Here is a 24,591-nt window from a genome sequence, read left to right on the forward strand (position 1 = left end):
GAATAATCCAGAAAAGTCCTGCCTTATGGTGGGATTTTTTATTAGAAAAAAGCCCCGGTTCCTTTTGGAACCGGGGCTTTTTTCTAATAAAATTATGCTACGAACCCAACGGCAACAGTGGAGTTACTAAACTCATCGATGAGTATGAACGCACCGTTTGCAGGATTCACGCTATATGCATCTGCAAAGATCGGCGCAGCGGTCCTGATTGCAATCTTACCAATATCATTCAATCCCATCTCTTTCTTATCGGGTACCAGTTGATTGCTTGTTACATCTACCACTTCGAGCAACTGCTGCACCTTTGCTTTCACACGGTTAATACCATGTTGCAGCAGGTAAGTTTTGCCCGGTACCAGTTTTTGCTGATCCATCCAGCAAATGTTTGCAGTAATATCTTTCAGCAGGGCAGGGGCGTTGTCCACCTTTGCGAGCATGCTGCCACGGCTAGTATCGATTTCAGTTTCCAGTGTGATCACCACGCTCTCACGTGCCTGAGCAATGTCCAGTTGTTTTTCAAACTGTTCGATCGTCTTGATCTTGCTGGTCTGTTGAGAAGGCAGGGAAATGATTTCATCACCTACATTGAAATGACCACTCGTAACCTTACCGGCAAAGCCACGGAAGTCGTGGAAAGCCTCAGTTCTTGGGCGGATCACTGACTGTACAGCGAAGCGTGCCGGGTGGGTGCTGTCTGCATGGTCAAAAGAGATCAGCTCCAGGTAATCCAGCAAGGATTCATCCTTGTACCAGCTGATCTTTTCAGATTTACCGGCTACGTTCTCGCCATACAGGCTGGAAATAGGAATGAACTTGATAGAGGGAGCTTTGTAATCTGCCTGGTCTACAAGTGCCTGGAAATCTTCAACGATCTGATTGAAACGTGCTTCGCTATATTCAACCAGGTCCATTTTATTCACACATACTACCAGGTAAGGAATGCGCAGCAGGCTGGCAATAAAGAAGTGCCTGTAAGTCTGCTCCACGATACCTTTACGGGCATCGATCAGGATCAGGGATACCTGTGCGTTGCTTGCACCGGTTACCATGTTCCTGGTATATTCCACGTGACCAGGAGTATCAGCAATAATATATTTACGGTTAGGCGTAGAGAAGTAGATATGAGCCACATCGATGGTGATACCTTGTTCTCTTTCAGCTACCAGACCATCAGTGAGCAGGGACAGGTCAGTAAAGTCCAGTCCTTTGCGTTTGCTGGCTGCATGCAAAGCTTCCATTTTATCCTGTGGGATAGAGTTTGTATCATACAGCAGTCTACCTATCAAAGTACTTTTACCGTCATCCACACTGCCGGATGTAGTTATACGTAAAACCTCCATTTATTGAAATTTCAGAATGTTAAGAGTAATTGTTTAGAAATAACCTGCCTGTTTACGTTTTTCCATAGCAGCTTCCGAGCGTTTATCATCGATACGGGCGCCTCTTTCAGAGATTTTGGCTTCCAGTATTTCGGAGATGATATCTTCCAGTTTGTCAGCTTCGGAAATCACAGCAGCGGTACAGGTCATATCGCCTACGGTACGGAAACGTACTTTCTGGCGGAACGGTACTTCTTCATCTGTGGTATTCAGGAATGGAGATGCTGGCCAATACATGCCATCTCTTTCTATGATATCTCTTTCATGAGAGAAGTAGATAGAAGGGATTTCCAGCTTTTCTCTGCGTATATAGTTCCATACATCCAGCTCTGTCCAGTTGGAGATAGGGAATACACGAACGTTTTCACCGATATTGATCTTACCATTCAGCATGTCGAACAGTTCGGGACGTTGCATTTTAGCGTTCCATTGACCGAATTCATCTCTTACAGAGAAGATCCTTTCCTTGGCACGGGCTTTTTCTTCATCACGGCGGGCGCCACCTATACAAGCATCATACTTCATCTCTTCGATGGCATCCAGCAGGGTTACCGTTTGCAGTGCATTGCGGCTCGCATATTTTCCGGTTTCTTCCTGTACTTTTCCCTGGTTGATGCTATCCTGCACATTTCTTACTACCAGATCCAGGCCTAAGCTTTCAACGAGCCAGTCACGGAATTGGATGGTTTCAGGGAAGTTATGCCCTGTATCGATATGCAATAAAGGAAAAGGACACTTACCAGGGTAAAAAGCCTTCTGAGCCAGTCTTACGATAGTGATAGAATCTTTACCACCTGAGAAAAGGATGGCTGGCTTTTCAAACTGAGCAGCCGTTTCACGTAAAATATAGATGGCCTCATCTTCCAATGCCTGCGGAAACTCCCACTGTATTTTATTACTCATATATCTTGGTTTAACTGCGCATCCCGCAAATGGGACCTATTACCGTAAACAAATTTTAACTGAAAAATACACGTAATCCTTTAACCGTGCAAGCCACATTCTTTTTTGGAGAGTTCCCACCACCAGCGACCGGCGCGTGGATGTTCTCCTGGTTCAATGGCTCTGGTACAAGGTGCACAGCCGATGCTGATGAAACCATTGTCGTGGAGCTTATTATAAGGTACGTTATTCGTTTTCAGGTAATCCAGCATCTGGTCAAATGACCAGTTGATCAGTGGCTGGTATTTATAGAGCTGCCGGCTTTCGTCCCATTCAATGTCGTGGAGAGACTGACGGTTTTCCGATTGCTCGGCCCGTAGTCCTGTGATCCAGACTTTCACCCCCTGCAGTGCCCTGTTCAGCGGCACTACTTTGCGGATGTTACAGCATTCCTTACGGTTTTCCACCGACTCGTAAAAGCTGTTGGGACCTTTTTCCCGGAGCAGCGATTCGACACCCGAGGTTTCAGGAAAGTAAACTTCAAAGTTTTGCTTGTAGCGGGCGCGGGTCAGATCCATAAGATCGTAGGTCTCCTGGAAGAGACGTCCCGTATCCAAAGTAAAAACCCTTACAGGGATCTTGTGGCGCCAGATCATGTCGGCAATGACCTGATCTTCTTGTCCGAAGGAGGTGGAAAATGCCACGGCTCCAGGAAACTCTGCTGCCAACCAGGCCATTGCTGCTGGTGCATCAAGGCCTTCGATTGCTTGTCTGATGTCTTTCATCTTAATAAAAAAAACTTCCTTAGCTTCTACTGATTCAACAAAATTACATAAACTCTATAAAAAAGATAGACTTATTTTGATAAACTATCCTTAAAAAAGAATCCCGCTACGTAATGTAGCGGGATTCAATTGATAATCAGTTTATTAGATGGTAACCTGTCTGGTTAAGATATCTTTTAAAGTCTTGTTTTCCAGAATTTTCAGGGAAGCATCCCGCACTTTACTCATCACCTCATTGAGCCCGCAAACCGCCTCATCTTTACAATTCTCACATCGCTCATAGTAGTTCAGGCTCACACATGGCAGCAGGGCAATGGCCCCGTCCAGCAGGCGGATGATTTTAGCCAGGGCTATCTCCTTTGGAGGCTTCATCAGATAATAGCCACCGCCTTTACCCTTTTTACTTCCCAGAATACCAGCGTTTTTCAACTCCAGCAAAATGTTTTCCAGGAACTTAATGGATATATTTTTTTCCTGCGCAATTTCAGATATCAGGATTGGTCCTTTATCTTGATTCTCTGCCAGGTGAATAAGTGCATGAAAAGCGTATTGTGTTTTTTTCGATAGCATACTTATACAAAGATAACCCCTTTTTAAATACTACAGACTTAACACATCCTTCATCCCGAACACTCCTTTTTTGCCCTGGATCCATTCAGCGGCTACGACTGCACCAGAAGCAAAACCTTCTCTGGAATGAGCGGTATGGGTGATGGTGATGTCGTCGATAGGGGAGGTATAGTTGATGATATGTGTGCCTGGTGCCGGATCTATTCTTTTGGAAATGATAGACAGTTCAGCGGGTGCTGTTGTATCAGCATTTACCCAGTTTTGTTTCCTTGTTACTTTTGCCAGCACCTGTTCAGCCAGGGTGATTGCCGTACCACTTGGCGCATCGCGCTTTTGGGTGTGGTGAATCTCTTCCATTTGTACATTGTACTGTGGCTGGTGAGCCATTAGTTCGGCCAGTCGCTTGTTCACCTCGAAGAAGATATTTACGCCAATGCTGAAGTTACTTGCATACAGGAAAGCCTGATTTTTTTCAAGACACAGTGCTGTTACCTTTGGCAGATTTTCCAGCCAGCCGGTGCTGCCGCAGATCACAGGTACATTGGCTTCAAAACACTTCAGGATATTATTGTAGGCAGTTTCTGGTCCGGTAAATTCAATGGCTACATCGGCTTTCTGCAGGTTTTCCTTATTGAGTAATTCCTGGCTATCCTTATCAATACGGGCTACGATCTCATGTCCTTTTGCAACGGCAATGGCTTCTATCGTTTTGCCCATTTTCCCGTAACCAATTAACGCTATTTTCATCCTTTGTATGTTGATTGTATATGTTTTACCATTTGGTAGGAGCGGCCATTGCCAGTGAACTCACAGACTTTCTTTTTGAACCACCGAGGTTGATTTTGACGCTTACGCCCAGTGCACGGTTGTCGATCACGGTAGGGGTGATCTTCATACTCAGGTCATCGCTCATGTCAAAGTTACGGAGGTGGGCAAATACGGTTGCATCCAGGATATTCAGGCCATACGCGAGTACGAATACGAGTACGGAGTAATCAACATACTCTCTGTATCCGTCACGCAGGTATTTCAGACCGGCATCGCTGTACAGACCTACGTAGTCGTCTACGGTATCCGCGTTACCGTCCATACGTATACGGTAGGCATCGCGGTAGGTCCTGTATTTGTTCATATTGAAGATATACGTGTAGGTAGTGATACCCATTGCCGCGTAAACGAGTGGCAGTTTCCAGTATTCCCGGTTGTAGATCTGGCCCAGACCTGGCAGTACTGCTGAGTAGAGGGCCGCCTTGCGGGGACTATGAATGGGTGGTTGTACGATTGGTCCAACAGAGTCTTTTTTGACTACTACTGATGAATCTTTCTTAGTAATAAAAAGCTGGGCACTGTCTTTACGGTTATCCGGCTGTTGTTTTTTCAACCATTCAGCTTTGGTACTGTCCTGTGCATTGGCAACAGTATGCAGAATGCATAATGCCGGCAAGGCCAGGAAACAAATGCGCAATAAAAAATGAAGTATGTTTCCGGACTTTTTAGCCACCGTATAAGTCTATTTTTTCTAATATACTATCCAGTTCCTCATCGGAGTAGAACTCGATCGTTACACTTCCTTTACCGTTCTTGTTTCTATCCAGTTTTACTTTTGTGGAAAAGTGGCTGGCCAGGTTATCTTCAATTTTCTGATAAGGAGGAGGTAATGTGCTCTTAGCTGGTTTTTTTACATTCCCTTTATCGATATGGGATACTTTCCGTACCAGTTCTTCGGTCTGGCGTACAGAAAGGCCATTCTGCATGATCTCGTTGAAGATGAAGAGTTGTTTTTCCACATTTTCAACGGCGATCAGTGCACGGGCGTGACCCATACTGATTTGTCCGTTTCTTACGGACACCTGTATATCTGGTGGCAGTTTGAGGAGACGGATGTAGTTGGTAACCGTACTTCTTTCTTTACCCATACGGTCAGCCACCTGTTCCTGGGTGAGCATCACCTCATCCATGAGGCGTTTGTAGCTCAGGCCAATTTCAATGGCGTTCAGATTTTCGCGCTGTAAGTTTTCCAGCAGGGCCAGTTCCAGCAGTTCCTGGTCATTGGCCTGGCGGATGTAAGCAGGAATGTCTTTCAGACCTGCCATCCGGCTGGCGCGCAAACGGCGTTCACCTGCTATCAGCTGGTACTTTTTGGGGCCCAGTTTTGACACGGTAATCGGTTGGATTACGTCGTGCAAAGAAATGGACATACTCAGTTCCTGCAAAGCCTTCTCATCGAAGTCCCGGCGCGGCTGTTTTGGATTGATGTCAATCTGGTCCAGCGGAAGACGCTCGATACCAGTGGCCTGTACCACCACCTGCTCATTGAGCGCGTTGGAGGTTTGCTTCAGGTCAGTATCAATGTTTGCCAGCAGCGAGCGGATACCTTTACCCAGCGCCTCTTTCTTATTAGGAGTGCCCTTACTCTGATTGCTCATTGTTGATTGCTAATATTTTATCTTCAAGGTTAATACGTGTGAAATTATTCTTTTGCAGTATTTCCTTGGCAAGGTTCAGGTAATTGATAGCACCTGTACTTGCCGCGTCGTACATGATCACGGATTTACCAAAACTTGGTGCTTCACCCAGTTTGGTATTACGGTGAATAATGGTATTGAACACGCTTTCTTCAAAATGTTGTTTCACTTCGTCCACTACCTGGTTGCTCAGGCGGAGGCGGCCATCATACATGGTCATGAGGATACCCTCGATGGCCAGGTTTGTATTCAGGCGGCTCTGAACGATTTTTATTGTATTTAATAACTTGCCCAGACCTTCCAGTGCAAAGAACTCACACTGTACCGGAATGATCACAGAGTCAGATGCCACGAGGGCATTTACTGTGATCAGACCCAGAGACGGGGAGCAGTCTACTATTACAAAGTCATATTCATCCCGTACACCGTCAATTACCTGCTTCATCACCTGTTCCCTGTTCGGGTGGTTGATGAGCTCCAGTTCAGCACCTACCAGATCAATATGGGAGGGGAGTACTTTCAGGTTCGGCGTATCCGATTCCAGCGTCACGTCTTTGGCCATACCATCGTTTACCATACAGTCATATAAACTGTGATGTATGTTGCGGAGGTCAAAGCCCAAACCGGTGGTGCTATTTGCCTGTGGGTCGGCATCCACCAGCAGTGTTTTATACTCCAGCACTGCCAGGCTGCTTGCCAGGTTAATAGCGCTGGTAGTCTTTCCTACCCCACCTTTTTGATTCGCGATTGCAATTACTCTTGCCATTGTTGATTAGGTATTTCTTAGGTTTACTATAGGATAATAAATAGATCATGGTTGAGACAATAGTCCTTCACCATAGGTGTAATATATATTTATTCTTATAAATCGATAGTAGTTCCTATTGCGGGTAATAGCAATTCCAAACCTGCTTGGGCAAACTGTTGTTTCGTCTTCTCCTGATCTATCTTTATATAACCGAATGTATCGTAATGTATGCCGACAATTCTTTTACAATCAATAAATTCTGCGGCTATGATCGCATCTTCTGCTCCCATAGTGAAGTTATCTCCAAGTGGTAACACTGCAAAATCTAATTTCGCCCAGCGGGGAATCAGCTGCATATCCATGGTCAGCCCGGTATCGCCTGAAAAATAGAAGTTACCTTCTTCTGTGGTGAACACGTAGCCTACCGGGTTACCGCCATAAGACCCATCAGGATTAGAGCTGGAATGGGTAGCTACTACACACTTTACTGTACCAAAGTCAAAGTTCCATTTACCGCCTGTGTTCATAGGGTGACCTTTTTCCACGCCCTGTTTCTTTGCCCAGCCTAACACTTCAGGTACAGCTACGACAGTAGCTTGTGTACGCTTAGCCAATGGAACGAGATCAGCAATATGATCTTCGTGACCATGTGACATAAATATATAGTCAGCTTCCAGTGTATTAACGTCAATAGACTTCGCTAACTCGTTGTAAGTGACAAACGGATCAAAAACTATCTTTTTACCCTTTATTTCTACTGCAAAACAGGAATGACCGTAAAATGTAAGCTCCATATCTTTCTTGAGTGTCTTTATGCCTTAACAATCAATAAATTAGAATACACCAGTCTGCAAATTCAATGCCACTGTACTATTCATTAGTATATATAAATAACCCAAGTTCGACAAAAATACAACGATTAAAGAAAATTCAACGGAGGGGGTATATTTATTTATTCACAGAACTGCACTCTTTTGATTGTTAATAAATTGAAATTCAATAATTTAGTGCATAATGTTAAATGAAATAGAAAAAAAGTAATGTTCCATGCAATATGTTCCACGCTCATTCGTCTACCTATTTTTAGCAATGGTCGCACTATTTTTGTAAGACTAATTTAATAAGAATAAGATAAGCAGATGCGCGCAGGATTAAACACATTCATACTAGCCGGGCTACTATTTTTACTTGATTTATATGTATTTATGGCCATCAGGGCCGTCTTTTACGGTGCGGCCGCCCGTTTAAAAACCATTGCTTTTACTACCTACTGGGTCATCTCGGCATTGGTATTACTCATGGTGATGCTCTTGCCATACCTCCATTGGGAGGATTGGTCCAAACATCTGAAGGGGTATATACTCACCATCATCTTTGCCGTAGTGTTCGCCAAATTGCTGGTGGCTGTCTTCTTATTATTAGATGACCTGCGTAGGGGAGTCACCTGGATTATACAACGGTTTTCGGCACCTGCTCCAAGTGACATGACTGTGAGAGGTATCTCCCGCTCCCGTTTTCTCACCCAGTTAGCATTGATCTCCGGTGGGGGGATGTTCGCCACCTTTATATATGGTCTCTCCAATAAGTATAATTATAAGGTGAGGCAAATGAAGCTTGCCTTCAAAAATCTGCCACCTGCTTTCAAAGGACTGAGAATATTACAACTCTCTGATATTCACTCCGGTAGCTTTGATAATTACGACGCTGTACGCAAGGGCGTGGAAATGATAAATGCACAAAAGGCTGATATCGTGTTGTTTACGGGGGACCTGGTAAACGAGCTGACGGAAGAAATGGATCAATATAAATCCCTGTTTAGCCAGATCAAGGCCCCTATGGGAGTTTATTCTACATTGGGTAACCATGACTATGGCGATTATCACGCATGGCCCGACAAAGATGCCAGTGGTTTTAGCCACCTCCGTATGCAAAACCTCGAAGCCCTGAAACAGGTACATGCCGATATGGGTTGGCGCCTGATGATGAATGAACATGTGGTGCTGGAAAAGGCTGGTGAAAAAATTGGTTTGCTTGGTATTGAGAACTGGAGTGCAATGGCCCGTTTTCCAAAATACGGTGATCTGAAGAAAGCTTATGAAGGCGCTGAAAATCTGCCCTTTAAAATATTAATGTCACATGATCCCACCCATTGGGATGCACAGGTCAGAACAGAATACCCCGATATTGATCTGATGCTGGCCGGGCATACGCATGGCATGCAATTCGGCGTCGAAATTCCCGGATTCAAATGGAGCCCTTCCCGTTTCGTCTTTAAAGAGTGGGCAGGATTGTACAGAGAAGGGAATCAGCGCTTGTATGTAAACCGTGGCTTTGGGTTTCTCGGATACCCAGGCAGAGTGGGTATCCTGCCCGAAATAACCGTGATTGAACTCGTGTAAACAGCATTGTTAATTAATTTCACTTATCTTGCAGCTAAGTTAAACGCTACGTGCATGCGCCGCTGCTTTTGTATTTTCTTATTTCTGTTTTGTAGTCAGGCTGTATGGAGCCAGTCCTTGGCTGAACTGGAAAAGCAACTTGACTCCTTGCTGAAAAAGCGGGAGAAAAGTGAATTGATAGTAGGGCTTGGATATGGTAACAACCCTGCATACGGTAGTAAAGTGAACAATGGAGAACGACCAGTGGTTATGAAAACCTTCCTGTCTCCTACAGTTGGATATTATCATAAAAGTGGATTTTATGGTACCGTCAGTAATTATTATCTGTTCAACTCAATTGGTACGCCATGGTTTGAATGGGATCTTTCTGCCGGGTACGATTATTCAAAGAGTAAGCATTTTATGACTGGTATATCCTATACCCGGTATATTTTTGCTGATTCTGCCGACGTTCCTGCTACACCTATTAATAATGAATTATTCGCTTACTTCTATTACCGTGACTGGTGGATACAACCTGGTGTCAGCCTGGATTTCGGTTGGGGAAATTTTGAAGAAGTGACCGGACCAAAAGGTCAGAACGGCGAACCTGCGCCTACCCGCAACGTATCTGGCAATGATTTTAATATCGTAGCAGCCATCCGCCATCCATTTATTTTTGTGGATGTACTGAAAAAGGACGATGCCCTCCTGCTCACTCCTTCAATGGGACTGACAATGGGTACCGCCCATTATTACAGCAACTTACGTGCATTTCAATATATCTCCCGTTCTCCCTGGATGAAGGGCGATGGGCCGCAGGAAATATTTCGTCCTGAAGCGGAACGCTCGTCCAACAAAGGATTTGAAATTCGGGCATTGGATCTGACAGTAAGTACCTCCTATCTATTGGGTAAATTTACATTAGCACCATCTTTCACCGTATTCCAACCATTCCAGGGGCAGGATAAGAAAATTGTAAGCTACTTCACTGCACGCGTAGCCTATACATTAAAAAAATAGGTTTCCTGTTTCCTTCACATTTTCATACAATAAGAAATTTAGCATAGAATTTGCTCACTTCGCTATGTCGGCGTAAGGGTATTTTTTGTGTGGCCCGTCTTATAAATAATAGAAAAACCATTTATCCGTTTACTTAAAAACCTTGTTGAAAAAAAACGCTATATGAAAAAACTGTTTTTCGCCGTGGCAGTACTGTGTGTAACTGCATTCTCTTCTACTACTGTTAACGCCCAGTCCGGATTCTTACGTTTTGGTCTGAAAGGCGGTGCCAATCTGGGTAAACTGGATGGTAAAGGCTACAAAGATGGTTTTAACCTTGGCTACCACCTGGGTGGTTTTGCACAGATCAACCTGACTAAGGGTTTCGGTGTACAGGGTGAGTTGGTCTTCTCATCTACTAAAACTAAAACAACCAGCGACTTTAGTGAAGTGTATAATTCTGATAACCTGAATGATCCGGAAAACAATAGTAAAAAGATCAGTCTGAATTACCTGAGTATTCCGATCCTGGCAAACTTCTCTTTGGGTACCCCTCGTATCAAACTGCAGGTAGGTCCTCAGTTCAGTGCACTGGTATCTAACAAAAATGTATTCAAAGGTGCGAACGATGCATTCAATGGCGGCGATGTTGCTGGCGTAGCAGGTCTGTGGATCCAGCTGCCAATTGTAAATATCAGTGCCCGTTACATCGTAGGCTTCACCGATGTGAAGAAAGTAGACGATGTGACCAATTCCGGCAACTGGAAGAATCAGGCAATTCAACTGGGTGTTGGTGTGACGTTGTAAACATCTATCATCTTCCTCCTAAAAACTCGCTTTTACGCCTTGTAAAAGCGAGTTTTTTATTTTAAACTTAATGGAAACGGTATTATGTATATTTATAATAGAAGGCCATTTTCTTTTTTCGTGGCATTAAACTTGACAATATACCTATGCTTAGAAAAAAGGCGAAAAGAATAGCCACTGGCTGACAAAATGGCTACTTTTTGAATTTAAATTACGGAGATGAATAGATTTTACTTAACGAATTCAGAAGAGGAAATGGAATTCATGCCAATCATCCCGCTAAATGAAGACGGGGAGGGGCAGGAAGAAGATAATATACCCGAGGAGCTAGCTCTCTTACCTTTGAGAAATACGGTACTTTTCCCTGGTGTGGTATTGCCCATCACGGTTGGCAGAGATAAATCCATTAAAGCGGTAAACGATGCCTATCGCGGCGATAAGCTCATTGGCGTAGTCGCTCAGAAAGATAGCACAGTGGAAGATCCCATCATTGCCGATCTGGCAGATGTAGGAACTGTGGCCCGCATCGTAAAACTGATCAAAATGCCAGATGGTGGTACTACCATCATCATACAAGGTCGTAAAAGATTTAAAATCAATGAGATAGTTGCAGAAGATCCATACTTCAAGGCACGTATAGATATACTAAACGACGAGATTGTAACAGACGATCCGGAGTTTGACGCATACATCTCTACTATCAAGGACCTGGCAGGACAAATCATTCAGTTGTCCCCGAATCTGCCATCAGAAGCCAGCATCATTCTCAAGAATATTGAAAATGAATCGTTCCTGGTGCACTTCGTATCGTCTAATCTGAACTGCGACCTGAAAGAAAAACAGCAATTGCTGGAAATTAATAACCTGCGCACCCGTGCAGAACTCCTGCTCAAACTGTTGCAGGTAGAATTACAGCTGGCAGAACTTAAGAACAAGATCACCAACAAAACGAAGGCGGATCTTGACAAACAACAACGTGAATACTTCTTGCAGCAACAGCTCAAATCCATCAAGGAAGAACTGGGAGGTGACAGTAACGACCGTGAGGTAAAGGAACTTCAGCGCAAAGCAGAGAAGAAAAAATGGACAGAAGCTGCCGGTGAACTTTTCCGCAAAGGAATTGAAAAACTGGAGCGTATGCACCCCAGCACACCTGACTACTCGGTGGTGTACAACCACCTGGACCTGATGCTGGACTTGCCATGGCAGGATTATACTGAAGACAGTTACGACCTGAAAAAGGCGAAAAAGATATTGGACAATGACCATTATGGCATGGACAAGATCAAGGAGCGTATCCTTGAATACCTGGCCGTACTGAAGCTGAAAGGTGACATGAAGTCACCCATCCTTTGCTTCGTAGGCCCTCCGGGTATTGGTAAGACCTCTCTCGGTCGTTCCATCGCCAGTGCTATTGGCCGTAAATATGTACGTCTCAGCCTTGGTGGTCTGCATGACGAAAGCGAGATTCGTGGTCACCGAAAGACTTACATCGGGGCGATGCCTGGCCGTATCTTGCAGAGCATCCGCAAGATAAAGACTTCTAACCCGGTGATGATACTGGACGAAATCGATAAGATTGGCAACGATCACCGTGGCGATCCAAGTTCCGCTATGCTGGAAGTACTGGATCCTGAGCAGAACGGCACCTTCTACGACAACTACCTGGAGCTGGAATATGACCTGAGCAAGGTCCTGTTCATTGCGACAGCCAATGATATCAATGCCATCAGTCCTGCACTGCGTGACCGTCTGGAAATCATTGACCTGAGCGGTTACTCCGTCGAGGAAAAAGTAGAAATCGCCAAGCGCCACCTGGTTCCTAAGCAGAAAGAAGCCCATGGCCTCAAGCAGCTGAAAATGAGGATTAGTAACAGTGTGCTGGACAGGATCATCCAGGACTATACCCGCGAAAGTGGTGTGCGTGAGCTGGACAGACAAATGGCGTCCATCATGCGGTCCCTGGCCAAGGATGTAGCGCTGGAAGAAGAGGTACCAGACAGTCTGACCGAAGAACATGTAGAAGAAATACTGGGCAAGGCCCGCTATTCAAACGAAATTTACAAGGTGGGTAATCCTCCCGGGGTAGCCGTTGGTCTGGCCTGGACCTATGTAGGTGGAGATATCCTCTTCATCGAAAGCAGCCTTAGTGAAGGCAAGGGCGATCTGCAGATGACCGGTAACCTGGGCAATGTGATGAAGGAATCTGCCAGCACAGCATTGAGCTATCTGCAGGCAAACTCTCACCAGTTCAATATCAATTCAAAGCAGTTCAGGGAAAAGAATGTACACATTCACGTACCTGAAGGCGCTGTACCGAAGGATGGTCCAAGTGCTGGTATCACCATGCTCACAGCTTTAACTTCCGTATTCACAGGCAGAAAGGTGAAATCCTACCTGGCTATGACGGGCGAAATCACCCTCCGCGGACAGGTATTGCCAGTGGGAGGTATCAAAGAAAAGATCTTAGCTGCCAAAAGGGCGGGGATTAAAGAAATTATCCTCTGTTGGCAGAATGAAAAAGATATCAAGGAAATTAATCCCGATTATATCAAAGGGGTAAAGTTCCATTTTGTAAAAGAAATGAACCAAGTGATCGATATTGCGTTATTAAAGAAGTAACAAGTCTATGCCGGCCCTTTTCACAGTTGGGACCGGCGATGGATATATGTTGATTGTTTTAAGGGTTTTATAGTAAGGCCATGCTGCTCCCCGGCAGAATGGCCTTATTGTTTTTGTATATTTGTCTGAATGTACCGAATCATATTCCTATTCCTCCTCCTTACCAAATCCTCTTTTGCCCAGGTACTGGGAGGGAAAGCTACATTTGCATTCTTAGACCTTCCGGTATCTCCGGCGCAAACTTCCCTTGGCAGTATCAATGTAAGCCAGCTTGGAAATGACATTGCACTTTCTACACTGAACCCAGCATTATTACGTCCGGAGATGCATACAAATCTCCAACTCAACTACACCAGCTATTTTGCGGATGTACTGTATGGCCATGCGTTGTTTGGTTATCATTCCGATCGGTTGCAAACCACCTTTGCCGCTGGCATTCAATATATCGACTACGGTTTCATTACACAAACAGATGCTACCGGTAGTATCCAGGGTGCTTTCCGGCCCCGCGATATGGCCATCCAGGTGACTGCCTCCCGTCAGTATTTAGAAAGATGGCACTATGGAGCCACCTTACAATTCGTACAATCCAGCTACCAGCAATACAATTCCACAGGGCTTGTATTACATTTTGGCCTTACCTACGAAGACACTACCCACCATTGGCAGGCAGGGCTTCTGGCAAAAAATATGGGGGTACAGCTTAGCACTTATACCCCCGGTAACCAGGAGCCTTTACCATTTGATTTACAGGTAGGTATCTCAAAAAAGCTGAATCAGCTTCCATTACAGTTATCCGCCACGCTCCATCACATTTATCAATACGACGTGCGTTATGCAGATCCCGGATTCCAGGAAAGCAGCTTAATCACCAACGGCGATACGGTAAAAACAAGTGGACAGGCAGTAGATAAAATATTCAGGCATTTTGTACTGGCTGCACATTGGGAAATAGGGCGTTTTGTGACGCTGACAGCGGGGTATAATCATTTGCGCAGGCAGGAATTATCAGATCCTCAGTTAAGGGGTTTGAGTGGGTTTTCGGCAGGGGTAGGAGTGGTGACGAGAAAGATCCAGCTTCGTTATGCGAGGGCCTGGTATCAGCGCAGTGCTGCGCTGAACCAGTTCGGAATAAATTTGCCCCTGAAGGAATGGAGTTATTAATTACTCGGTCACCTTCAGTTGTCGCTTATACAATTGAATCGTGTTTTCCAGCCCCAGGTACAGCGCATCACATACTAATGCGTGACCGATGGATACTTCTTTCAGCTGTGGAATATGCAGCTTGAAAAAGCGCAGGTTGTCCAGGTTTAAATCGTGACCTGCGTTGATATCCAACCCGATAGCGGTAGCAGCACGGGCAGTATTCTTATAATCGTTCAGGAGTTGAAAGTTCTGTTGTTGTGTCCTTGCATTGGTAAATTCCTCTGCATAAGGACCGGTATACAATTCAATCCTGTCAGCACCGGCAGTTTTAGCCGCTTCTACTTTTTCAGGTTCTGCATTCAGGAAGATAGACACCCTGATACCAGCGGTTTTGAACGTACCGATCACTTCTTTCAGAAATGACTGGTTAGCAATAGTATCCCATCCGGTATTGGAGGTAATGGCATGTGGGGGATCTGGTACCAGTGTAACCTGTTCTGGTTTTACCGACAGGACCAGGTCGATAAATTCTTTCGAAGGATAGCCTTCGATATTGAATTCTGTAGTGACTAACGGCTTCAGGTCCAGTACGTCCTGATAACGGATATGACGCTCATCTGGTCTTGGGTGAACGGTGATACCGTCGGCTCCAAAACGTTCACAATCCTGTGCTACTTTCAATATATCCGGGAGGTTACCGCCTCTGGCATTGCGCAGGGTGGCAAACTTGTTAATATTTACGCTCAATTTTGTCATATGACAAAAGTAACTTTTAAGCCACTAAAAACAAAAAGGGGCTACCACTACTGGGAGCCCCTTTTTTTGTGCGCTAAAAACGCTATTAATATCTGTAATAATCAGGCTTATAAGGACCTTCTGCAGGAATGCTCAGATATTCAGACTGGGTTGGAGTCAGTATATCCAGTTCCACACCGATTTTCTTCAGGTGCAGACGGGCAACTTTCTCATCCAGGTGCTTAGGCAGTACGTAAACTTTGTTCTCATAATTTTCAGTATGTAACCACAGTTCCAGCTGAGCCAGTACCTGGTTGGTGAAGGAGTTACTCATCACGAAAGATGGGTGACCAGTAGCACAACCCAGGTTTACCAGGCGACCTTCAGCCAGCAGGATGATGTCTTTACCATCGATGGTATATTTATCTACCTGTGGTTTGATTTCAACCTTGGTATTACCGTAGTTCTTGTTCAACCATGCAACGTCGATTTCGATATCGAAGTGACCAATGTTGGACACGATACATTTATCTTTCATCAGTTTGAAGTGCTCGCCAGTGATGATATCGCGGCAACCGGTAGTGGTTACGATGATATCAGCTTCTTTTACAGCATCAGACATTTTCTTTACTTCGTAACCTTCCATAGCAGCCTGCAGCGCACAGATAGGATCGATTTCAGTAACGATCACACGTGCACCAGCTCCTTTCAGAGACTCAGCAGAACCTTTACCTACGTCACCAAAACCAGCTACAACAGCTACTTTACCGGCAATCATTACGTCAGTAGCACGACGAATCGCATCTACGCAGGATTCGCGGCAACCGTACTTGTTATCAAATTTAGATTTGGTAACAGAGTCATTGATATTGATAGCAGGAATAGGCAAAGTACCTTTCTGCATACGCTCGTATAAACGGTGTACACCAGTAGTAGTCTCTTCGCTCAGCCCTTTCACGTGCTGGATCAGTTCAGTGTATTTGTCAAACACCATGTTTGTCAGGTCACCACCGTCATCCAGGATCATGTTCAGCGGACGGTCAGCACCACCGAAGAACAGGGTCTGTTCGATACACCAGTCAAAATCCTGTTCGTTCAGACCTTTCCATGCAAATACAGGTACACCTGCAGCAGCAACAGCGGCAGCAGCGTGATCCTGGGTAGAAAAGATATTACAGGAACTCCAGCGTACTTCCGCACCCAGGTGTACCAGGGTTTCGATCAGCACAGCTGTCTGGATGGTCATATGTAAGCAACCAGCAATACGCGCACCTTGCAGTGGCTTGCTGTTACCATATTCTTCTCTCAGCGACATCAGACCTGGCATCTCAGCTTCCGCCAGCTCGATTTCTTTACGTCCCCACTCTGCCAGAGACATATCCTTTACTTTATAAGGAAGAGCAAAGTCAATGTTAGATTTAGCTATTGTAGACATTATTACTTGTTTTGTGCAAATCTAAATTTATTTTATGGGTAAAAACAATGCATTTGTTCTTTTTTTATTGTGGAAAACAGAACAAGCGTTTTTTTGAAACAGAATATTAGCCCCCGTTACAATACCACCGGTTTTGCCTTAAAATAATGGAATGTGGATAAATATGTGAATTCACAATAACATGATCCTGAATCAGGAGAGATACTTATCCCCATTTATTGGGTCAACATATTAACAATTAATATAAAATATTTTGTCTAAATATGGAATATTGAATATGTTTGTATTTCGATATATTATGGTTATCTTATTGCGCAGTGTGATGTACAGTGAATGATTGATTAATTGCCTTTCGTGAATCAGCATCGTGTCCCAATCCCTCATTCCTACAATACTGTTGCAGGTAACGTTTTCATTACCATGCCTTTTTGCATTTTCGTGAAGGCTTTTAGCCATTTCTCTAATGGTTGAAACATGGCTGACTAAAGAAATTAGATGGATTATAGAACTTTACACGCTTTACTATGTTCAAGCTTCCCAATTCTGTGAAAAGGAATGCAACTGCCACACCCCGGAAAGTGTCACATACACTTAAAAGGATGTTCTTTGCAGTACTTTTGTTATTGATATGCAGTCAGAGTCAGGTTATCGCGCAGACTGTAAAGGCTACTATCAATCCTACAGGGGGTGCCAGCGGCTCTAAAGACCTGAAGATCGATATCTATACCGATGGTAGCATCGTGGTGACCCGCAATGGTCTTACGGAAAGCTACAACCGGGCAGATAGTTCTCTGGGTATGAGGGCTTTTTTCGATTTTAAGAACCTGTCACATATGACAGACGAAACCACCCCAAAGGCTCCTGCCAGTTGTTATGTCTCTCCTATATCTGGTACTGGTTCTTACGCCGATCCTTATAAAATTCATGTAGTAGGTACTATCCTAGATCCATATTACAAGTATCCAACCGGACAAACGGGTACAGTGACCTGTATTATTACTTATGTAAAGAATACCAGTTACTTCTTCCTGGATTATGTTATGCACATGCCTCAGGTAAGTACGAACGACTATACCAGCGTTTTGTTCTATCTGTCAGAGCAGGTGGTAATGGGTCCAAATGCGACTGCCGATCCGGATGAAGCCAGTAAATGTGGATATGGATTTATCAATAGTGATACAACTACCATTGGTATGTACAGAGATGCTGCCTGCTCTGAAACAGCAGAATCTCCCCGTAGCCATGTGTATCGCATGTACAGGAAATTCAAATCCTGGGAAGCATCCATTCCTGAAAACAGGTTCTACCTGGATGATGATGGATTATATCCGCACAACGTAATTGCTGATGGCGTGGATGGTCGTGGTCGTTCCATGGGTATCATGCGTACTATGCCGATCTACGACAACAACTTTACCGCTACTCCTGTGAACTACAGGACTTTCCGTGTATTATCCGGTTATGGTACAACCAAGACGGAGTTCGATACAGTAGCAGCGATGGTCGATTCCATACCTGTCACGGGATGGGGCAATGTGTCGGTACAGTTTTCGAGTGCTACCCTATCTACCAATGAAGGTAGTGCAGCGCAGGGAGAGCATATTGATTCAAGCGTAACGTTAAAAGTGTCCGGTGGCAAACTCAATGCCCCGGTTTATGTTTTATTACAGTACGACTCAACTTATAGTTACACACATCCGGCCGTAAGAGGTACCGACTTTACCCTGGCAGAACAGGGTGCACTGATTCCTGCAGGGGACTATACGACTGCCAAAACCGTAAAGATCCCTAACCTTCATATCATCGGCAACGACCAGTTGCAATACAGTCGTACCCTTCGCCTCAAACTGACGGCGACCTGTACGGACCTGATCTCCATATCCGGTACATCACAGTGTGATTTCACCATTGTAGATGATGAAGCCCGTGGTATGACCCTCACCATGGATAGCACCGCTATCCTGGAAGGTAACGCTACAAAAGCAAGGTTGAAACTGACCTCTACTTCTCCTGAAGATGTAGTGGTCAGTTTCTCTACACATACTTCTTCTACCGCAGGTGATACCGATTATGTAGTACCTACTTCCATCACTATCCCTGCAAACAGTACATACAGTTCTGACTTTACCATCTCTGCCAAATCCGATAAAGTGTTGGAAAATACAGAGAACCTGGTATTGCAGTTCAAGGGCACCATATTAGGTATTGACGTGACAGGCCAGCAAAATTTGACTATCAACGATAGTACATACTATAATGCTGCATATGCGAAAATCGTTTCGAGCCTGGTTAATCCAACTTCAGTCAATCCGATGACGGAAGGTTATGAAGGCTATGTGCGGTTCCAGCTCCCTGACGGCGTAAGTACCGAAGTCCCCATCACGGTCAACGTAGATCTTAATTATAGTAAATCAACTGCCACTGATGGAGATGACTTTGACTTCTGGTATTATAATGGTCCGGTAACCATTCCAAAACTGGGTACAGGTGCGAACATCTATATCATAGCTTACGCTGATGGTTTACTGGAAGGTCCTACACCAGAATACCTGATCCTGGATGTTACTTCAGTAGATAATGTAGGTGCGGGTCGTTCTTATCCTTATAAAGGTGATACCCTTAAAATTAAGGATGCGGATTACGATTCAGCTATGGCACTGATCATGACACCTGCTCCGGCTACATTGCTGGAAGGTGCTACCAGTACAGTGACAGTAACGTTGCCAAATGGACTGAAGGCAGCATCTGCCATGAGCATTCCTATCGCAAGAGGTGTTTCATCTAAAGCAATTGCTTCCGATGCGACATTGTCGCTCAGTACTATCACCATCGCTAAGAATAAAACAAATGCCACTTTCACAGTAAAAGCGGTGAAAGACAGCTTGCTGGAAAATGACGAATCATATTATGTAGTCGCTTCTCCATCAGGTTATATCAAAGACTCCTGTCTGATCACGATCAAGGATACTACCGGATTGATCTCCGGCAATAAGGTGCTGAACCTGACTATGACAACACCTTCTCTCAAAGAAGGAAATAGTTCCAACCTCACCCTGGCATTTGCAAAGAGTGGTATCATGGCAGGCGATTCACTGGCGATAGTGCTCACACCTGGTGGTACGACCGTAGCTTCTCCATCTGATTATTATATCGGTGCTGGCAATACGATTTACATGCCACCAAATGTCAATAGCAAAACGGTGACAAATGGCTTTAGCGCACTGACAGATAATATTCTGGAGAATACCGAAGCATTTACTTTCAATGCAGCTACTACTACAATTTCAGGATTAACGATCAATTCCATCTCCGGCTCTATACAGGATGCTACCAGCGACAATGCTGCCAACAGAATTGTGTCTATCACACCGAGTGCAACGACGATGGAAGAAGGTAGTGCATACACCTATACATTCAGTCTGCCTTCAGGTATCACCACCGAAGTGCCGATTACAATTACACCAACGATTGTAACTGGTTCTACTGCTGATGCATCTGACTTCACACTGGATTCAACTACGATCACACTCGATGGCACGCATCCTTCTTCGAATGTAACTGCGATCAAAATCATTCAGGATAATATCCTGGAAAGCGATGAGCAATTGATTTTGGGTGGTACAGCTGCAACGACACTGTCTGCAGGTGTTACCGTTAATCAGGCAGCAAGCGTTACCATCAAGGATGTAACTGAATTAGGTAGCCTTGTCATCACTACAGATCGTACGGATATAGTAGAAGGTGGTACGGGTGCATACATCACGATCTCCTTACCAGGTGGCAATGTACCTACAGCACCGTTGACTATCTCCCTGAGCCGTGGCAATAGTTCACAGGCTACCAGCGGATACGCCGGACTGCCACAGACAGTGACGCTGACAACCAATTCAGTGACAATTCCTGTTCCTGTATCAGCACTGACTGATAATATAATAGGAGACAATGAATCATTGGTAGTATTGATCGAAGCAGCAGGTTACCCAAGTGATTCTGTGACATTGAACATGATAGATGCAACTGCTGATGATCCTGCAAATATGAAAATTACCTTCACACCAGAACCTGCATCACAGGGTAGTCATGTGGAAGAAGGTAGTACATATACAGTAAGAGCCAGCTTCCCTGATGGTATCAAATTGTATTCACCAGTGTCTCTGAATGTAACGGCAAGCAATCTCTCCGTAGCAAGTGCCAGCGATTACGCAGGTGTACCAACTACAGTAACGATTGATACTTCTGGTCATGTTGATTTCGTCATCACTGCAAAAGCAGATAATATCATCGAAGGTTCTGAACTGCTGAGAATATTAGGGAACACACCTGATATGAGCACCGTAACTGTAGACAGTCTGGATATTTACATTGACGATGTAAGCACCAGCACACAGCTGCAGATGATCATCGATTCAAGCAGCATTCACAAAGGCAACACTACCAAAGTAACCATCGGTTTTGCAAACAGTAGTGTAACTTCAGCGAGCGATATCATCATCACAGTAGTAGCAGATGAATCATCTACTGCCGATACAACAAATTATACAGGTCTGCCAAGGTTCGTGACACTGCCGAAAGACAGTAACTATGTCACCTTATTCCTGAACATACCTAACAATTATAAAATAGAAGGTCCAACCGTATTACAGTTCAAAGACAGTGCAACCGGATACACATTTGCATCCATCGCACCGCTCAATATTCTGGATGCGGAAGGTCAGCCAATCACACTTGAGAAAGTAACCGATGCCGCAGAACCAGCTACAGACGGTGCATTCAAAGTCGTGATGCCAGCTGTATCAACTACAGATGTAAGTGTAACGCTGACCACTACCTACGCTGGTACCAATATCAAGAATGTGCAAACGACCGTTACGATTCCTGCAGGCAGCCTTGAAGTAACAGTACCGGTATATATCATAGACGACATTATCCTGCAGGGTAACCTGGTACTCCAGGTAAATCTGACAGGTGCTACAACGGTACAAAGTGGTGCAACGAAGAGTCTGTATGTAAGCACCTCTACCATGTACATGAACGTATTTGATGATGAAAGCAGTGATACCGGTGAACAGGCAGAGGCACGTACTATGTTGATCGAACGTATGGCCGATGCTTATCAGCCATCAACAAGTGGGCAGTTCCGTGTCAGGTTCAACGACTCTACACTGGTAGCTACACAGGATGTAAAAGTGACTTACAATGTGGGAGGTACAGCAGTAGCAGGTACTGATTACGTAGCGCTGAGTGGTAGTGTGACGATCCCTGCCGGTTCCAGCATGGCGACATTCAATGTTGTGCCTTCCGGTTTGTTGACAGCAGGTAGTGTCAAATATGTCACTGCTGCATTGGCTGGTGTGACCTCCAACATTCCGTTGGTAACCTGGCCGCTGAGCACCAGTGCTTCTATTTCAACAGTATTTATTTATAACAATAACGTAGATACACCTTCAGTAAACCTGTTTGCATCTACCAGTACGATTGCGGAAGGCGACTCTGTGAAATTCTACTTAAGAACTACGAAGTCTATCAACCTGGATCTGCCTATTACAGTAGCAGTAACGAGCGATGTTTATAGAACGACGACCATCCATGGAGGAACAACATCTGGGAATAAAGTAGTCGTAACATTGCCTGCGGGTTCACAGGAAACATCCTTTACCGTGGTAGTAGACGACAACCAACTGAATGATGATGATGGATGGGTACAGGCAACCATACAGGCATACGATCCGTTGAGCAGCGGTCCTGCTTACTATGTAGGTCTGGCAAATGAAGTAAAGAACTCTGTAACAGATAATGACACACTGAAAATATCATTTAGCAAGAGTCAGTTCTCCGTTGTAGTACCTTTTGATACAACAGGTGTACCACTGCCGTTCGAACTGTCTATGACCCGCGCCAGCTCTCGTATTATCACCATCTACTATGAGTTCTACGAACCAGGGAAAAGTGAACTGCTGAGTGGTACCAGTGTGGCAGTTGCAGGTAAGGATTACGATGCATCAGTAACACCATTGCTCATTATGCCAAATACAAATTCTACCTCAATTCCGGTATTGGTAAATAGTGTGGAAAAGAACAAAATGTTTGGGATGCGTTTGCTCAGAGCGACAGTAACTTCTACGCAGAACTTACCAACCCTCGATTCAGTGAGCACAGCTACAGGTCTGATTGAAATCTGTATGGATTGTGATTCAGATGGTGATGGTGTACCTGATTATGTAGAGCGTTTTATCACCGATGGCAGATGGCAGGACAACAATAACGGTAATCTGCGCGTACATCCTTCAATGTCTCCAAACGGCGATGGATTGGGCAACGACGTGATGTACATTGAAAATATTGATTCCTATCCTGATAATGAAGTAACAGTATTCAATCGTTGGGGTGGTACTGTATTTACAACGAAAGGCTATAATAACAGTTCAAACAATTTCAACGGAAAGGCGAATACAGGAAGTGCAAAAAATCAGGATGTTCCGGATGGTTCTTATTTCTTCATTATCCATGCAACAGATGCGTCAGGTAAAAAGATTAAATACACCGGATTCCTTGTCATAAAGAGATCATAAGAAAACCAGCGAATGGAGGCAGCTGCCTCCATTCGCTGTAATCCGTATATATGAAGAAAGTAATAATTACCCTGTTTGTCCTATTTGCTTGCTACCTGCCTTCAAAGGCACAACAGGATCCTATCTATTCCCAGTATATGTTCAATGGCCTGGCCATCAATCCTGCCTATGCAAGCATGGATGAGTCAGCCCGACTTACAGTAGATGGCCGTAATCAATGGGTGGGAGTAGACGGAGCCCCCAAAACTGCTACATTTTCATTTTATTCACCACTGAATGAAAGGGGAACTACACTTGGATTATCTGCCATGAGGGAGAGTATCACAGTAGATACCCGTACAGATTTAAATATTTTTGCATCACAGAAAGTTGACCTTACAGAAGAGCTACATCTTGCGATGGGATTGATAGTAGGAATGTCGCAGTATAAGGAGAATAATAGTACACTGACTACTACAGATCCTACATTTGCCAGCAACCTGAGTTACATGAAAACAAATGTTGGCTTCGGATTTGCGTTGTTTACAGAGAAGTTTTACTTAGGTTTGGGTGCGCCTATGTTCAAGAGTTTTGACATTGGAAAAAGTGTAAACAGGATTGTGACGAAACCACACTATTACATGCAGGCAGCCTATGTATTTGATATCAATGAGGATCTGAAATTCAAGCCTACATTGCTGTTGAGAGATGTGAAGGGATCAGGACTGAATTACGATTTCAATGCCAGTGTACTTTTAAAAGAGCTGGTATGGCTGGGAGCTTCGTGGAGATCAGAGAAGACAGTCACTGGAATGGTAGGTGTTAGATTGACACCACAATTAGAAATGGGATATTCATACGATACACCTACAAATTCAAATCTCAAAGGCGCACAATCAGTATCACATGAGCTGATGATTAGCTATAGATTTGGATGGAGTAGCGATCACGAGATTTTGCCCCGACTTTTTTAGTCTAATAACCGAAACACCCTACGGGGTCATCAGTTCCCGCACCAAAAGTGCGGGAATTTTATTTTTCTATCTGCTTGATTTCTAGTTGATAATGAAGAGCTGGAAAAAAATAAAA

At 44.5% G+C, this 24,591-nt stretch carries 18 protein-coding genes; 7 read left to right on the top strand and 11 right to left on the bottom strand.

Annotation, left to right across the window (positions count from 1 at the left end):
* Window positions 1-92 precede the first annotated feature (92 nt).
* The 9 genes from QQL36_RS14670 to QQL36_RS14710 all read right to left on the bottom strand — a co-directional run bounded on the left by QQL36_RS14670 (window position 93) and on the right by QQL36_RS14710 (window position 7,623).
* Window positions 93-1,340 (bottom strand): sulfate adenylyltransferase subunit 1, encoded by a 1,248-nt coding sequence (locus QQL36_RS14670; protein ID WP_321570112.1) that lies wholly within the window; start codon window positions 1,338-1,340, stop codon window positions 93-95.
* A 33-nt stretch (window positions 1,341-1,373) separates the two neighbouring features.
* Window positions 1,374-2,282, bottom strand: a complete 909-nt coding sequence (gene cysD / locus QQL36_RS14675) for a sulfate adenylyltransferase subunit CysD (protein WP_083720632.1) — start codon at window positions 2,280-2,282, stop codon at window positions 1,374-1,376.
* Window positions 2,283-2,362: 80 nt separating this feature from the next.
* Window positions 2,363-3,046: a phosphoadenylyl-sulfate reductase gene (locus QQL36_RS14680; RefSeq protein ID WP_083720630.1), complete on the bottom strand. Its 684-nt coding sequence runs from the start codon at window positions 3,044-3,046 to the stop codon at window positions 2,363-2,365.
* 144 nt (window positions 3,047-3,190) lie between these two features.
* A complete protein-coding gene (locus QQL36_RS14685; RefSeq protein ID WP_083720628.1) occupies window positions 3,191-3,616 on the bottom strand; it encodes an RrF2 family transcriptional regulator in 426 nt (141 codons plus the stop codon).
* A gap of 30 nt (window positions 3,617-3,646) precedes the next feature.
* Window positions 3,647-4,363, bottom strand: a complete 717-nt coding sequence (dapB, locus tag QQL36_RS14690; RefSeq protein ID WP_321570113.1) for a 4-hydroxy-tetrahydrodipicolinate reductase — start codon at window positions 4,361-4,363, stop codon at window positions 3,647-3,649.
* 25 nt (window positions 4,364-4,388) lie between these two features.
* Window positions 4,389-5,081: a DUF5683 domain-containing protein gene (locus tag QQL36_RS14695; protein WP_321570114.1), complete on the bottom strand. Its 693-nt coding sequence runs from the start codon at window positions 5,079-5,081 to the stop codon at window positions 4,389-4,391.
* Between the two features lie 28 nt (window positions 5,082-5,109).
* Window positions 5,110-6,042 carry a ParB/RepB/Spo0J family partition protein gene (locus QQL36_RS14700; protein WP_083720622.1) on the bottom strand — a complete coding sequence of 311 codons (933 nt, stop codon included), beginning with the start codon at window positions 6,040-6,042 and terminating at the stop codon, window positions 5,110-5,112.
* The gene (locus tag QQL36_RS14705) at window positions 6,026-6,847 is read right to left on the bottom strand and encodes a ParA family protein (protein ID WP_083720620.1); all 822 of its coding nucleotides are present in this window, start codon (window positions 6,845-6,847) and stop codon (window positions 6,026-6,028) included. Before QQL36_RS14705 ends, QQL36_RS14700 begins: the two co-directional genes overlap by 17 nt.
* Before the next feature lie 95 nt (window positions 6,848-6,942).
* Window positions 6,943-7,623: a metal-dependent hydrolase gene (locus QQL36_RS14710; protein WP_321570115.1), complete on the bottom strand. Its 681-nt coding sequence runs from the start codon at window positions 7,621-7,623 to the stop codon at window positions 6,943-6,945.
* A gap of 345 nt (window positions 7,624-7,968) precedes the next feature.
* Between QQL36_RS14710 and QQL36_RS14715 the strand changes: the two genes are divergently transcribed.
* The 5 genes from QQL36_RS14715 to porQ all read left to right on the top strand — a co-directional run bounded on the left by QQL36_RS14715 (window position 7,969) and on the right by porQ (window position 14,802).
* Window positions 7,969-9,228 (top strand): metallophosphoesterase, encoded by a 1,260-nt coding sequence (locus tag QQL36_RS14715; RefSeq protein ID WP_083720616.1) that lies wholly within the window; start codon window positions 7,969-7,971, stop codon window positions 9,226-9,228.
* Window positions 9,229-9,282: 54 nt separating this feature from the next.
* On the top strand, window positions 9,283-10,230 hold the full coding sequence (locus QQL36_RS14720) for a hypothetical protein (RefSeq protein ID WP_143708696.1): 948 nt from the start codon (window positions 9,283-9,285) through the stop codon (window positions 10,228-10,230).
* A 162-nt stretch (window positions 10,231-10,392) separates the two neighbouring features.
* Window positions 10,393-11,016, top strand: a complete 624-nt coding sequence (locus QQL36_RS14725; RefSeq protein ID WP_083720611.1) for a porin family protein — start codon at window positions 10,393-10,395, stop codon at window positions 11,014-11,016.
* 219 nt (window positions 11,017-11,235) lie between these two features.
* Window positions 11,236-13,638: an endopeptidase La gene (gene lon / locus QQL36_RS14730; RefSeq protein ID WP_083720609.1), complete on the top strand. Its 2,403-nt coding sequence runs from the start codon at window positions 11,236-11,238 to the stop codon at window positions 13,636-13,638.
* 129 nt (window positions 13,639-13,767) lie between these two features.
* Window positions 13,768-14,802 (top strand): type IX secretion system protein PorQ, encoded by a 1,035-nt coding sequence (gene porQ / locus QQL36_RS14735; RefSeq protein WP_083720607.1) that lies wholly within the window; start codon window positions 13,768-13,770, stop codon window positions 14,800-14,802.
* Here porQ and QQL36_RS14740 read toward each other — a convergent pair whose 3' ends face one another.
* On the bottom strand, window positions 14,803-15,540 hold the full coding sequence (locus QQL36_RS14740) for a pyridoxine 5'-phosphate synthase (protein WP_083720605.1): 738 nt from the start codon (window positions 15,538-15,540) through the stop codon (window positions 14,803-14,805).
* A gap of 85 nt (window positions 15,541-15,625) precedes the next feature.
* Window positions 15,626-16,954: an adenosylhomocysteinase gene (gene ahcY, locus QQL36_RS14745; protein ID WP_083720603.1), complete on the bottom strand. Its 1,329-nt coding sequence runs from the start codon at window positions 16,952-16,954 to the stop codon at window positions 15,626-15,628.
* A 524-nt stretch (window positions 16,955-17,478) separates the two neighbouring features.
* On the opposite strand from ahcY, the gene QQL36_RS14750 reads away from it, so the two are divergent.
* Together QQL36_RS14750 and QQL36_RS14755 are read left to right on the top strand one after the other, a co-directional pair.
* Entirely contained in the window at window positions 17,479-23,523 is a 6,045-nt protein-coding gene (locus QQL36_RS14750) for a gliding motility-associated C-terminal domain-containing protein (protein ID WP_321570116.1), read from the top strand.
* A gap of 50 nt (window positions 23,524-23,573) precedes the next feature.
* On the top strand, window positions 23,574-24,476 hold the full coding sequence (locus QQL36_RS14755) for a type IX secretion system membrane protein PorP/SprF (RefSeq protein ID WP_083720599.1): 903 nt from the start codon (window positions 23,574-23,576) through the stop codon (window positions 24,474-24,476).
* Window positions 24,477-24,591: the final 115 nt, after the last annotated feature.

This window comes from Chitinophaga sp. LS1, assembly GCF_034274695.1.
Lineage (GTDB): Bacteria > Bacteroidota > Bacteroidia > Chitinophagales > Chitinophagaceae > Chitinophaga.

Bases quoted from the DNA above. Each gene is read 5' to 3' on its own strand.
- QQL36_RS14705 (WP_083720620.1), bottom strand. From the start codon at position 6,847: ATGGCAAGAGTAATTGCAATCGCGAATCAAAAAGGTGGGGTAGGAAAG.
- QQL36_RS14725 (WP_083720611.1), top strand. From the start codon at position 10,393: ATGAAAAAACTGTTTTTCGCCGTGGCAGTACTGTGTGTAACTGCATTC.
- QQL36_RS14715 (WP_083720616.1), top strand. From the start codon at position 7,969: ATGCGCGCAGGATTAAACACATTCATACTAGCCGGGCTACTATTTTTA.
- lon (WP_083720609.1), top strand. From the start codon at position 11,236: ATGAATAGATTTTACTTAACGAATTCAGAAGAGGAAATGGAATTCATG.
- QQL36_RS14700 (WP_083720622.1), bottom strand. From the start codon at position 6,042: ATGAGCAATCAGAGTAAGGGCACTCCTAATAAGAAAGAGGCGCTGGGT.
- QQL36_RS14710 (WP_321570115.1), bottom strand. From the start codon at position 7,623: ATGGAGCTTACATTTTACGGTCATTCCTGTTTTGCAGTAGAAATAAAG.
- QQL36_RS14720 (WP_143708696.1), top strand. From the start codon at position 9,283: ATGCGCCGCTGCTTTTGTATTTTCTTATTTCTGTTTTGTAGTCAGGCT.
- QQL36_RS14685 (WP_083720628.1), bottom strand. From the start codon at position 3,616: ATGCTATCGAAAAAAACACAATACGCTTTTCATGCACTTATTCACCTG.
- porQ (WP_083720607.1), top strand. From the start codon at position 13,768: ATGTACCGAATCATATTCCTATTCCTCCTCCTTACCAAATCCTCTTTT.
- QQL36_RS14755 (WP_083720599.1), top strand. From the start codon at position 23,574: ATGAAGAAAGTAATAATTACCCTGTTTGTCCTATTTGCTTGCTACCTG.
- dapB (WP_321570113.1), bottom strand. From the start codon at position 4,363: ATGAAAATAGCGTTAATTGGTTACGGGAAAATGGGCAAAACGATAGAA.
- QQL36_RS14740 (WP_083720605.1), bottom strand. From the start codon at position 15,540: ATGACAAAATTGAGCGTAAATATTAACAAGTTTGCCACCCTGCGCAAT.
- QQL36_RS14750 (WP_321570116.1), top strand. From the start codon at position 17,479: ATGTTCAAGCTTCCCAATTCTGTGAAAAGGAATGCAACTGCCACACCC.
- cysD (WP_083720632.1), bottom strand. From the start codon at position 2,282: ATGAGTAATAAAATACAGTGGGAGTTTCCGCAGGCATTGGAAGATGAG.
- ahcY (WP_083720603.1), bottom strand. From the start codon at position 16,954: ATGTCTACAATAGCTAAATCTAACATTGACTTTGCTCTTCCTTATAAA.
- QQL36_RS14680 (WP_083720630.1), bottom strand. From the start codon at position 3,046: ATGAAAGACATCAGACAAGCAATCGAAGGCCTTGATGCACCAGCAGCA.
- QQL36_RS14670 (WP_321570112.1), bottom strand. From the start codon at position 1,340: ATGGAGGTTTTACGTATAACTACATCCGGCAGTGTGGATGACGGTAAA.